This is a genomic window from Actinobacillus equuli (assembly GCF_900636745.1).
GTDB lineage: Bacteria > Pseudomonadota > Gammaproteobacteria > Enterobacterales > Pasteurellaceae > Actinobacillus > Actinobacillus equuli.
The window spans coordinates 1,981,953-1,994,868 of sequence record NZ_LR134310.1 but is presented as its reverse complement, the minus strand read 5'-3'; the positions used below and the strand labels follow the sequence as shown (position 1 = coordinate 1,994,868).

9 protein-coding genes and 1 CRISPR repeat array are annotated in these 12,916 nt (G+C 39.9%); all 9 genes read left to right on the top strand.

What is annotated here, in order from left to right; all coding sequences use genetic code 11:
* The first annotated feature begins 91 nt into the window (after window positions 1-91).
* On the top strand, window positions 92-217 hold the full coding sequence (locus EL121_RS11710; protein ID WP_269419892.1) for a hypothetical protein: 126 nt from the start codon (window positions 92-94) through the stop codon (window positions 215-217).
* A gap of 176 nt (window positions 218-393) precedes the next feature.
* Window positions 394-1,743: a type I-F CRISPR-associated protein Csy1 gene (gene csy1 / locus EL121_RS09320; RefSeq protein WP_039196338.1), complete on the top strand. Its 1,350-nt coding sequence runs from the start codon at window positions 394-396 to the stop codon at window positions 1,741-1,743.
* Window positions 1,740-2,699, top strand: coding sequence for a type I-F CRISPR-associated protein Csy2 (csy2, locus tag EL121_RS09315; protein WP_039196337.1), 960 nt, complete (start codon window positions 1,740-1,742; stop codon window positions 2,697-2,699). Before csy1 ends, csy2 begins: the two co-directional genes overlap by 4 nt.
* Before the next feature lies 1 nt (window position 2,700).
* The gene (gene csy3 / locus EL121_RS09310) at window positions 2,701-3,696 is read left to right on the top strand and encodes a type I-F CRISPR-associated protein Csy3 (protein WP_039196336.1); all 996 of its coding nucleotides are present in this window, start codon (window positions 2,701-2,703) and stop codon (window positions 3,694-3,696) included.
* A gap of 2 nt (window positions 3,697-3,698) precedes the next feature.
* Window positions 3,699-4,268: a type I-F CRISPR-associated endoribonuclease Cas6/Csy4 gene (cas6f, locus tag EL121_RS09305; RefSeq protein WP_039196335.1), complete on the top strand. Its 570-nt coding sequence runs from the start codon at window positions 3,699-3,701 to the stop codon at window positions 4,266-4,268.
* A gap of 141 nt (window positions 4,269-4,409) precedes the next feature.
* A CRISPR array of direct repeats spans window positions 4,410-5,997; the repeat unit is 28 nt; unit sequence CTTCACTGCCGTATAGGCAGCTTAGAAA.
* Window positions 5,998-6,017: 20 nt separating this feature from the next.
* Window positions 6,018-6,974, top strand: coding sequence for a type I-F CRISPR-associated endonuclease Cas1f (cas1f, locus tag EL121_RS09300; protein ID WP_039196334.1), 957 nt, complete (start codon window positions 6,018-6,020; stop codon window positions 6,972-6,974).
* Window positions 6,971-10,318: a type I-F CRISPR-associated helicase Cas3f gene (cas3f, locus tag EL121_RS09295; RefSeq protein WP_039196333.1), complete on the top strand. Its 3,348-nt coding sequence runs from the start codon at window positions 6,971-6,973 to the stop codon at window positions 10,316-10,318. Before cas1f ends, cas3f begins: the two co-directional genes overlap by 4 nt.
* Before the next feature lie 89 nt (window positions 10,319-10,407).
* Window positions 10,408-11,295 (top strand): NAD(+) kinase, encoded by an 888-nt coding sequence (locus EL121_RS09290; protein WP_039196332.1) that lies wholly within the window; start codon window positions 10,408-10,410, stop codon window positions 11,293-11,295.
* A 231-nt stretch (window positions 11,296-11,526) separates the two neighbouring features.
* Window positions 11,527-12,792: a serine hydroxymethyltransferase gene (gene glyA / locus EL121_RS09285; RefSeq protein WP_039196331.1), complete on the top strand. Its 1,266-nt coding sequence runs from the start codon at window positions 11,527-11,529 to the stop codon at window positions 12,790-12,792.
* Window positions 12,793-12,916: the final 124 nt, after the last annotated feature.

Below are 12,916 nucleotides of genomic sequence, written 5' to 3'. Positions count from 1 at the left end.
TGTTACAGTGGTCACCCATACGAGAGGTGACTTGTTGGTTTAAAAATAAAAACCGCTGACAAGCGGTCTGATTTGAATCTTTTTTTACAATTTGTTTTACATCACCCCAACCATGGATGAAGAGCAAAACGGACGAATTTTATCACAAATTCTCAACAAGCGGTCTGATTTCTCGCTCAATTTGCAAAATTTCTATGAAAATAGACCGCTTGTCTAAGCTAACTACATTCGGTAAATAGGGCTAGATACCGATAAGTACGGAAAAAACCTTTTACCTCCATTTCTGCAATTATCCATAAGTATCAGCTATTTAATTTAATCTTTTAATTAAATTGAGAATTTTTGATCAAGAAATATACTTATAGGCACATTAAAAACAAAAGAGGTCAAACTATGATAACTCCTTTACAAATTAGGGCTAAAATCATTGATTTCCTACAAGCTCAACACCTTAAAAAATCTGAAAATGATTACAAAAAACTAGAAAAGACGACCGAACCGGAAGAGATTGCCAAAATAAAGGCTGAAATTAGTAAAAGCGAAGAAAAGTATAGGCTTGATACTTGGCTTCATATCGCAGCAACCGAAATGGCAAGGCAACTTAAATTTGGTACTCATATTGCTAAAGGAATCCACCCCGATGCCAAAGGCAATAATATAAACTTTCGGGCTAATTTGAATCTCCCCTCGACATTAGTTGGTTCTCAATTGATTGATAAACTTGTTTTAGATGCTAACGGTAATGCTGCCGCACTCCCTCTCGCTGCATTTTTCGATATTATGATTGATGAAGTAAATAAACGGACTTTAAAAGACCTATTGCTAACAGATGAGCCTTGTTTGGACGGCTGCTTTAGTGATGACCTTTCGCTTTCGGCACAATATAAAATCGCTTTTCAAATGGCATTAAAAGGTAATTTAAACTCACCGGAAACACATGAGCGAAATAAGCAAGTTTTATGGGTAAACAGCAGTTCAGCTATCGAGGATAATCACTATACTTGCCTTATTCCGCTTTATCCTTCATCCTTCACTCACGCCATTTATAATAAGCTGAATCAAGCCCGTTTTTCTGAGGAAAATAAACAAGCAAGGGAAAATCGTTATAAAAATAAAGCACAAAATCCCTATATATCTATTCCTCATTTAGCAGTCACTAAACTAGGTGGAACAAAGCCGCAGAACGTTAGCTTATTAACCAGTAAACAAGGTGGCAGAAACTATTTACTTCCCTCTCTTCCTCCCATTTTTTCCAAAGGCGAACTTCGCTTAACCAGTACACAGGATACGATTTTCAACGATCGCTTAGCCTATGTCTGCCGTGCCGGTTTATACCAGCTATATCAAGCAGTCGCAGATTCTAGGAAGAATTATATTGTTCGAGTTCCGCGTGCCGAAGCCGTAAACTTAATTGTTCAAATGGTACTGCAACAAGCTTATAAGCTACAGAAACGTACTGCCGGTTGGAGCCGAGACTACCAACTGGCTTGGTGCGAAAAATATTGGCTTGATCCTCAACGCGCTAAGCTAAATGGAGAAGAACAATTCCATTCGGCTTTAACTCAACAAGACTGGATTTCTGAAGTAGAACAACGCTTTGCCGCTTGGCTCAATGCGTTGCTCAAAAAACGCTTTCCAAAACATCAGGACGATTTTACCGCTACTGAATATAACGAATGGCGTAAGTATTTCCGCAAAAAATTACATCGACAATTACGCCGTTTATATAAGGAGGTGCTATGAATTATCCAAACTTTTATCTGCTGTTTGATCATATTGAAATTCAAGCGGCAAATACGATTTCTAGCCCAATCACGTATGGTTTTCCTGCTCTCACCGGTTTTACCGGTGCGATTCATGCACTTAGCCGTAAACTATTTCCCCAACAAGTGGAATTAGGCGGTGTGATGATTGCTTGTCATGATTATCAAATATTAGGTTATAAAAATAGTGATTTCTCAGATTTAACCTTTAATCAAACACGTAACCCTCTCAAAAAAAATGGCGATTCGCCTTCCATTATCGAGGAAGGAAAAATTCACTTGGATATTTCATTAGTCGTTGAAATGGAAGTTAAAGATCCTGAGCTTTACTATGCATTAAATAGTCAGGACTCGGAACAGAAAACACAATTTCTTGAACATTGCCAAAAATTGCTTATGCAACAACGAATTGCCGGAGGTAGTGTTTTTCAAATTGAGAATGTTGAACTCTTTAATTTAAGTGATACTAAGGAAATAAAACTCGCGCTCATGCCGGCTTTCGTTCTCATGGATGCAAAGCAAACCTTAGCGGATATTACTCAGTCATTACAAAACGGAATCTCAAATAATGAAATAACGATCTGTCCTGCTACTCCAAATGCGAATGCGCTGGATGCATTACTTGAGGTAGCAACATTACACCATATTCCATTATCCGAACACGCAACTTCCCAAGAATGGGAAACCTTTAATGTCAATCAAGGAAAAGGATGGCTAGTACCGATTCCTGTCGGTTACCAAGCTATTTCACCGCTATTTACTGCCGGTGAAATGCAAAATTGCCGTACGACTGAATACCCAAGCCAATATGTTGAAACGGTTTACAGCTTAGGAAAATGGGTTTTCCCTTTTAGTTTACCCGATGATTTATCGCAATGTTTTTGGCGCTACAACACCCCGCAAGATAATCTCTATTTAATTACCCAAGGAGCATAATATGACAAAATTAACTACTGCATCAGTTCTAGCATTTGAGCGTAAACTTGATATTTCCGATGCCACTTTTACCCAGAAAAATAGCATGAGTGACGCACCTGAAATTGCGGTTACAATTCGAGAAAAATCGGTAAGAGGGACTATTTCAAATCGCTTAAAAAACGCATTAGCCAATGATCCTGCCAAATTAGACGCTGAAATTGAAAAAGCCAATTTACAGCGCGTCGATGTTGCAACTTTAAATGACGACTACGATACCTTAGTCGCAAGATTTACCTGTAAAGTTTTACCTTTTGAAGGAAAGCCTAATGTTTGTAATGATCCTGAATATCAAGCAAAACTCCTATCGACCATTCAAAATTACTTAACCACTCACGGTATGTCGGAATTAGCCAAAAGATATGCAACTAATTTAGCAAATGCTCGTTGGTTATGGCGTAATCGTATCAGCGCAGAAACTATCCAAGTCAGTATAAAGGTCGCGGATGATGTCGTTGTTTTCGAAAATGCCAAACAACTGCCGCTTAACAGTTTTGAACAAGCGGATGAAAAACTTCAAAAAATTGCAAGTTATATTGAAAAAGGTTTAAAAGGCGAAGAATTCATCATTCTGGAAATTGAAGCCCAAGCCAAAATGGGACGTGGTCAAGAAGTATACCCGTCACAAGAATTGGTGTTAGATACCGGTACTCGCAAAAGTAAAATTTTGTATGAAATCAATAACAAAGCCGGAATGCATTCACAAAAAATCGGCAATGCGATTCGTACTATTGACACTTGGTATGCAGAAAATGCCCCTTTCCCTATTGCAGCCGAACCTTATGGCGCAGTCACTAATCTTGGTACGGCGTTCCGCCAGCCAAAAGAAAAAATCGATTTCTATACACTATTCGATAACTGGGTATTAAAGGACGTAGCACCGGAACTTGAACAACAGCACTACGTTATTAGCGTATTAATTCGAGGTGGCGTATTTGGCGCAAGCGGTAAGGAATAAATATGAGTGAATTAACACATTACATTGAGCTAAAAGCGATTCCCCAAGTAGATATACTTCAAACGGATGTAATTGCACATAGTTTGCAAATTTTGCATAAATTTCTACCGCTTTATCAAGGCGAAATCGGGTTAGACTTTCCAGCTTACGGCTTAGGGCGCACGCTTGGTGGAATCATTCGAGTTTTCGGAAATGAGCAACATTGTACCCAAATAAAAACACAATTAATTGGAGAAGGTTTACAAGACTATGTGCTTATTACATCGGTAACACCTGTGCCGGAAGAAATAGTGGAATACTACCGTTACCAAAGGGTACATAGAAAAGGCCAAAGTGCTATTCGCCGTACAGAGAAATTTTTAACTCAACAAGGGAAATGGACTGAAGATGTTCGCAAAGAGATGCTAATACATCAACAGAATCAAAAAACATTTCCCCATGTAAAACTCAAGAGCAGTAGTACTAAGCAGCATTTTGTATTGGCAATACGACAATTTCGTTTAGCAGAACCCGCTTCCGGCTTATTTAACGCATATGGATTAAGCCAAGTAGCAACCGTTCCGCATTTCTAACCCATTTTATAACCCTTTTTTCAAGAGAATTCATTTTTCTTTTAGAAACAAAGGGTTATAAAAACCTTTCAAAAAAGGGATTTTTTGATTAAAAGCTCTTTAACAACTTGGTATATCTGACATTCTAAAGTAAAATAACGACTTCACTGCCGTATAGGCAGCTTAGAAATTTATTGCCCAAGATGAAGAAAGGTGTAATGACTTCACTGCCGTATAGGCAGCTTAGAAATATCCGCATTTAAGATTGATGTTGGTCTTCAACTTCACTGCCGTATAGGCAGCTTAGAAAACCCGAACCACTTGCAGCAGAACCATTACTTCCTTCACTGCCGTATAGGCAGCTTAGAAATTTAGGTGATTATCCTCAAAGTGACAACTGGCCTTCACTGCCGTATAGGCAGCTTAGAAATGACAACGCATTTTCCGCTTTAGCGGTGATCGCTTCACTGCCGTATAGGCAGCTTAGAAAACCGAAAACGCCCAAGCTAAATATGGTAATAGCTTCACTGCCGTATAGGCAGCTTAGAAATGTCATGCCAAGCAACTGAGCGACAAAAGCCTCTTCACTGCCGTATAGGCAGCTTAGAAATTGTACGCCTAAAGGTATTATGACAATTTTTGCTTCACTGCCGTATAGGCAGCTTAGAAATTTTTACAAAATATTCTAGGATATTGAAGAAACTTCACTGCCGTATAGGCAGCTTAGAAAATTTCCACGATTTCTTAACTTGTCCACCCATACTTCACTGCCGTATAGGCAGCTTAGAAATTACCAATATTTTGCTGAAATGAAATCTAAGCCTTCACTGCCGTATAGGCAGCTTAGAAACTGCAGAACAAAACAATAGTAATCTTTACAAACTTCACTGCCGTATAGGCAGCTTAGAAAAAGTGAAGGTGGGCGGAACGGTGGCAGTTGGCCTTCACTGCCGTATAGGCAGCTTAGAAATCCAAACTCAATGCTCTATCTAAAAATCTAAACTTCACTGCCGTATAGGCAGCTTAGAAAACAGCGGAACCCTACGCACTCAAACGGTTTTTCTTCACTGCCGTATAGGCAGCTTAGAAAGCATTTGAGAACGCGCTGGAAGCGCACTTAGACTTCACTGCCGTATAGGCAGCTTAGAAATAAAAACGCATTCAGGCTATCTGCCTTGAACACTTCACTGCCGTATAAGCAGCTTAGAAATTTTTTTGCCGTAACATTACCGCTACTATCCACTTCACTGCCGTATAGGCAGCTTAGAAAGCCTTCACGCCAGCCACACTTGCTGGTATTTTCTTCACTGCCGTATAGGCAGCTTAGAAAACCTTTAATGTGCAGCACACCGGTCATCGTGTCTTCACTGCCGTATAGGCAGCTTAGAAATTAGTTGCCAATGTCGCAAATTATTATGGTGCCTTCACTGCCGTATAGGCAGCTTAGAAATTGCACGTGCGCACCAATTTCGCCGACTTGGCCTTCACTGCCGTATAGGCAACTTAGAAAAGTGCTTATTTTGACTTGCAAGTGGGTGATATCTTCACTGCCGTATAGGCAGCTTAGAAACATAGTGAGTTTGTGCCAAATGTCTGCGCTGCCTTCACTGCCGTATAGGCAGCTTAGAAAACTAAACGTACCACTAGCCGCAGATATATCACCTTCACTGCCGTATAGGCAGCTTAGAAAAGAGATTTAAGTTGCTCACACCCGACAAATGACTTCACTACCGTATAGGTAGCTTAGTCCACAAAATAAGAGGAAATAATATGAAAAAAACACCTTATATTCCGTCTTCGGATTTAAAAACGATTTTACATTCTAAACGGGCGAATATTTATTACTTAGAACATTGCCGAATATTATTAAACGGCGGGCGTGTCGAGTATGTTACCGATAAAGGTAATGAATCTCTCTATTGGAATATTCCTATTGCCAATACTATCTGTTTACTATTGGGAAGTGGTACTTCGATAACTCAAGCGGCAATGCGAGAGTTGTCAAAAGCAGGGGTTATGGTTGGTTTCTGTAGTGGAGGCGGTACGCCGCTATTTAATGGGACGGAAACAGAAATCGGTTGTGATTTTTTTAGCCCTCAAAGTGAATATCGTCCGGTCGAATATCTACAGCAATGGTGTCGCTTTTGGTTTGACGATAACAAGCGGTTAAATTCAGCAAAAACTTTGCAATTAGCACGGTTACAATTACTACTTCGAACTTGGAACAAGTTCGATTGGGAATATGCTCAAGATAAATTAACGGCATTAGTACAACATTATCAAGCAGAATTTACTAATGTGAAAGACAGCCAATCACTCTTAGCCGCAGAAGGTCGTTTAACCGCAAAACTATACGCTTTAGCCAACCAAGCGACACTTAATGACGAAAGTTTTAAAAGAGAAAGTGGCAAAGAAGGCGCAAATCAATTTTTAGATCACGGTAATTATTTAGCCTATGGTTTAGGTGCAACGGCTTGCTGGGTGCTCGGTTTACCGCATGGCTTGGCGATATTACACGGGAAAACACGTCGTGGCGGTTTGGTATTTGATGCGGCAGATATTATTAAAGATGCTATTATTCTGCCGCAAGCATTTATTTCCGCACAGAATGGGGATAATGAGAAACAATTCCGCCAAGCTTGTATTAATAACCTTATTCGCTTTGAAGCGCTGGATATTATCATCAATACGCTTAAACAACTTGCTTCTGAAGGTGCCAATATATGAATATCTTATTGATTAGCCAATGCAATAAAAATGCCCTGACCGAAACTAGACGTATATTGGATCAATTTGCCGAACGTTGCGGTGACCGCTGCTGGCAAACCGCTATTACCCAAGCCGGATTGGAAACACTACACAATATGTTACGTCAAACAGCACGTAAAAATACGGCGGTTGCTTGTTATTGGACACATGGTAAAAATTTAACCGAATTGCTTTGGATTGTTGGAGATAAAAGTCAATTTAATGCCGAAGGACGTGTACCAACCAATCGTACTCAACGTAATATTTTACGTGCCGATGATGAAAATGGTTGGCTAAGCGCATATTCCATTCAAATTTTAACCGCTATTGCGGCATTGCTACATGATATTGGTAAAGCGAATATCGCATTTCAGCAAAAACTAAAGCCTAAAGCGAAATTTTTTCCTGATTGTTATCGACATGAGTGGATTTCCGCTCGTTTGTTTGAAGCCATGATTGCCGGCTGCGATACGGATGAACAATGGCTCGCTCGTTTAGCAAATTGGCAAAATTACATTGAAGAGAATCCGGATTGGCTACCGAACCTAACTCTGATTGCGGATAAAAGCGATTATCCGCATAATTTTTCTCATTTTCCACCGCTTGCTAAAGTGGTACTGTGGCTCATTCTTTCACATCATAAATTACCCTTTACCCAAAAAACATTCGGTTATCATAGTGATTATGAACGGGAATTAAGAGAACATTTCATATTTAAAACAGATGTAGAACTATTCTATCGATTTTTAGCACCGGTAGAACATTGGGTAATGAATCAAAGTGAGCATCCTCAACCGGAAAACTTCTGGCAATTTAAAACATTGGTGATGGAAAGCAAAGCTTGGCAAAAAGCCATGCAGCGTTGGGCTAACAAAGCCTTAAACCATGCTCCTTTACGTGAATTATCTCAATTAAACAAAACGATAAATGATCCGTTCTTACTTATTTTGTCACGTTTGTGTTTGATTGTCGGCGACCATAATTATTCTTCTGCTCCAGCGGATCGCCGATTGGGAGACCTTAATTTCTTTGAAAAATTACTTGCGAATACAGATAAAAAAACCAAACAGCCAAAACAAGCACTGGATGAACATTTGCTTGGTGTTTGTAAAACAAGCGCAAGATTTGCCCGCTTACTCCCAAAACTTGCAAAAGAACTACCGCATATTCAGCAACATCGTCCTTTTACTAAACGTACGAATCTTGATCGCTTTAAATGGCAAAATCGTGCCTTTGAGTTAGCGCGAAGTGTGCAATCGGAAAGCGAACAAGCCGGCTTCTTTGGGGTAAATATGGCGAGTACCGGATGTGGAAAAACACTCGCTAATGCCAAAATGATGTACGGTTTGAGTAATCAGGACAGCGCTCGCTTTACTATCGCGCTTGGTTTACGCGTACTTACGCTACAAACAGGTTTAGCACTTCGCCAAAAGCTTATGCTATCGTCTGAACAACTTGCGGTTTTAGTCGGCGGTTCGGCAACTAAGCAATTATTTGAGTTACAAAATGAAACAGTACAAAGTGGTAGTGAAAGCGTTCAAGAATGGTTCGAAGGTAATGAAGTTTATGGGATGAATGTCCTTGAAAGTAGCATAGCAGACGAAGAATTTGGCACCCTACTAGCAGATAATAAAGCGAAAAAATTACTCTATGCACCTATCGTAAGTTGTACGTTAGATCATATGATTCAAGCAACGGAAACAATCCGTGGCGGTAAGCATATTGTGCCTCTACTACGTTTATTGACATCTGATCTGGTATTAGACGAACCCGATGATTTTAGTCAAAGTGATCTACCGGCATTGAGCCGTTTAGTTCATTTGGCGGGAATGTTTGGCAGTAAAGTATTACTCTCCTCGGCAACGCTCACACCGGATCTTATCAGCGGTTTATTTAATGCTTATCAAGCAGGACGTAAGATTTACAATCGTCATCAAGGTATCAACCCTGAGTTACCTATTTGTTGCGCTTGGATTGATGAATATAAACAGCAACAACAAAAATGCGCCACAGTAAAAGAGTTTGAACAGTACCATGCTCAATTTACGGCATCTCGTGCTGAAAAGTTAATGCAATCACCTATTCGACATAAAGCGGAAATTATCCAGTTACCGCCCTTTAGCTCCGTAGAAAATCAAGACATTAACTATACGATGCTAGCAGATTCTTTAATTGAACAAGCCATTACCTTACATCAGAGATATGCACAGCAAGATCCTATCTCTAAAAAATATGTCAGCGTGGGGTTAATCCGTTTTGCGAATATCAAGCCAATGATTCCGCTCGTTGAAACCTTATTTAAAACACCTTTAAAGACCCAATTTAGCGACTATAAAATTCATCTATGCTGTTACCATTCTCAACAATTGTTGCTATTACGTTCCAAACTCGAGGAGAAACTCGACAGAATATTAAATCGTAGCGAGCCTGAGGCGCTATTTTCCCAACCGGAAATTATTAGCGCACTCACACAAGACAAAGCCGTTCATCATATTTTTATTGTATTAGGCAGTCCGGTGACCGAAGTTGGGCGAGATCATGATTATGATTGGGCGATTGTTGATCCGTCTTCAATGCGTTCGATTATTCAGCTAGCAGGTCGAGTATGGCGCCATCGCCCTGAAAAAATTGCCACACAGGCGAATATTTTATTGCTACCGACAAACTGGCGAGGCTTACAAACGAAAAATCATGGCTCGGAACCGATATTCTGCCATCCGGGTTTTGAAGATAAACTTAACAAATTAACCAGTCATAAAACGGTAGATTTAATCAAGCAAGAACATTTAGAAAGTATCACCGCGATACCTCGCATTATTCAGCCGTCCCTGCTACAGGCTGAAACCAATTTAGCAGACTTAGAACATAAAGTGATTGGGGATTTATTAAATAACAAAGGTATTAATCGGGTAAACGCTTATTGGCAAGAGAATTTAACGAATAGGTTAAATGCCAATTTGCCACTGATTACGCCTTTTAGAAAAAATGAAGGAAAATGGCAAACAGAAATAGTCTGTTTACCTAGCGAAGAAAGCTACTGGGAATTTATGTTTAAATCCAGCGAGAAAGCATGGGAAAACCCATATTTTGAAAATGATTATTTAGCGGAGATAAGCTATCAAAAACTTAATTGTGAATCACCTTGGATTACACCGTGGCTTACCATACCTTTAAACCAAGCGCTTTCCGAGCTATGCGAACAACTTGATGAAACGGATCAAACTCAAGTGGCACTACGTTTCGCAACGGTTTCTTTGCAACATTACGGAAAAACACTCCCTATTTGGAAATTTAATGAAACATTAGGTTTTTGGCAGCCATAACAAGCGGTCATTTTTTATAAATTTTTTACATATCTTATCGGTGAAAAAAAGGATAGAATTCAGCAATTCTTATTTTGTGAGTAAAAACGATGAAATCTGCAGAACGATTTTTTGAATGTATTGCGATTGTGGGCAAGCCTCGTCACGATATTGCTTTAGAGACGCATTTAGCCGTTTATAATTGGTTGAAAGATCGCCGTTATGATGTGCTGTTGGAAGAAAATATTGCTCGTCAGCTCAATCTCCCTGATGGCAAAAGTTTGGAAGAAATCGGTCAGCAAGCCAATCTCGTCATTGTTATCGGTGGAGACGGCAATATGCTTGGTATGGCTCGTCAATTAGCAAAATATCGTGTTCCGCTGATTGGGATTAACCGAGGTAACTTAGGTTTTCTGACGGATATTGCACCTCAATCTGCTTTCGAGCAATTACATAATTGTATTGAGCGTGGGGAGTTTGTGATTGAAGAGCGTTTCTTGCTCGAAGCTCGTATTGAGCGTAACGGTAAAATTATTGCAACCAATAATGCCTTGAACGAAGTGGTGATTCACCCCAGCCAAGTGGCTCGCATTATTGAATTTGAAGTGTATATTGACGGAAAATTTGCATTCTCACAACGTTCGGACGGCTTAATTATTAGTACGCCGACAGGTTCGACAGCCTATTCATTATCTGCGGGCGGCCCGATTTTAACGCCGAATATGAATGCGATTGCATTAGTACCGATGCACCCGCACACGCTTTCTTCCCGACCGTTAGTAATTGATGGAGACAGCCAAATCTCTTTACGCTTTGCGCAATATAATCAACCTAGCTTGGAAGTAAGTTGCGACGGTCAATACGATCTGCCTTTTACACCGGAAGATCGCATTATCGTTACCAAAAGTCCTGATACCTTGCATTTGTTACATCTTAACAACTATAACTATTTTACTGTGCTTGGCTCTAAGCTTGGCTGGTCCAGTAAATTATTTTAGCTCCTATTCATCTCGGCACTCCATGAGTGCCTTTTTTATTTGCAAATAATTGTCTAAATTCAACCGCTTATCCAAATATATGAATCATATTCATCTCAACTACGAATTAATATGCAATTGTTTTATTAAAAAAGCACTATCATAGAGCATAATAAATGTGTAGAATGCTTGTAAAACGGATTGCGCAAACGTTTGCGCAATTTTCTTTACTAGCACACAGAGGACTTTCATATGTTTACAGCAAACATGAACATTCAAGATTACGACCCTATTTTATGGCAAGCAATTGAAAACGAAAATCGCCGTCAGGAAGAACATATTGAACTAATCGCTTCGGAAAACTATGCAAGTCCTCGAGTAATGCAAGCACAAGGTTCACAATTCACCAATAAATATGCGGAAGGTTATCCCGGTAAACGTTACTACGGCGGTTGTGAATATGCGGATATCGTTGAGCAGTTAGCCATTGATCGTGCCAAACAATTATTTGGTGCGGATTATGTTAATGTGCAGCCACATTCAGGTTCTCAAGCGAATGCAGCTGTTTATGGTGCATTAATTCAACCGAACGATACCATTTTAGGTATGGACTTAGCTCACGGTGGCCATTTAACTCATGGTGCAAAAGTTAGCTTCTCAGGCAAAATTTATAATTCGGTACTCTACGGTATCACCGCCGAAGGCTTAATTGACTATGAAGATGTACGTCAAAAAGCGCTTGAATGTAAACCAAAAATGATTGTTGCCGGTTTCTCTGCTTATTCACAAATCGTAGATTGGGCAAAAATGCGTGAAATTGCCGATGAAGTCGGAGCCTATTTATTTGTCGATATGGCTCACGTTGCAGGTTTAATTGCGGCAGGTTTATATCCGAATCCATTACCACACGCTCATGTGGTAACAACCACAACCCATAAAACACTCGGCGGCCCTCGCGGCGGTTTGATTCTTTCAGCTTGTGGCGATGAAGAAATTTATAAGAAACTTCAATCTTCAGTTTTCCCGGCGAACCAAGGTGGCCCGTTAGTACATATTATTGCGGCAAAAGCGGTCTGCTTTAAAGAAGCGTTAGAGCCTGAATACAAAGTCTATCAACAAAACGTGATTAAAAATGCGAAAGCGATGGTAGAAGTGTTCAAACAACGTGGTTACGATGTCGTTTCAAACGGTACGGAAAACCATTTATTCTTAGTCAGCTTTATTAAACAAGGTAAAACCGGTAAAGCGGCAGATGCGGCTTTAGGTAAAGCAAATATTACGGTAAATAAAAATGCCGTGCCAAATGATCCGCAAAAACCGTTTGTCACCTCAGGGATTCGAGTCGGTACACCATCGGTTACTCGCCGAGGCTTTAACGAAGCGGATGTGCGTGAATTAGCCGGTTGGATGTGTGATGTATTAGATGCAATGGGTACTGAAAATGAAGAAAGTGTGATTGCCGCAACCAAGCAAAAAGTCTTAGCAATCTGCGCCCGCTTACCGGTTTATCCGAAATAACATATCCTATGGAAATAAAGAAGCCTTCAAAGGGCTTCTTTTTTTACTCTTTCTCGCCTCATTAGCTCACTTTTTAAGCAAACAACAAAATTTTTTACTTCTTAAGATTTCGTTAAGATCTATT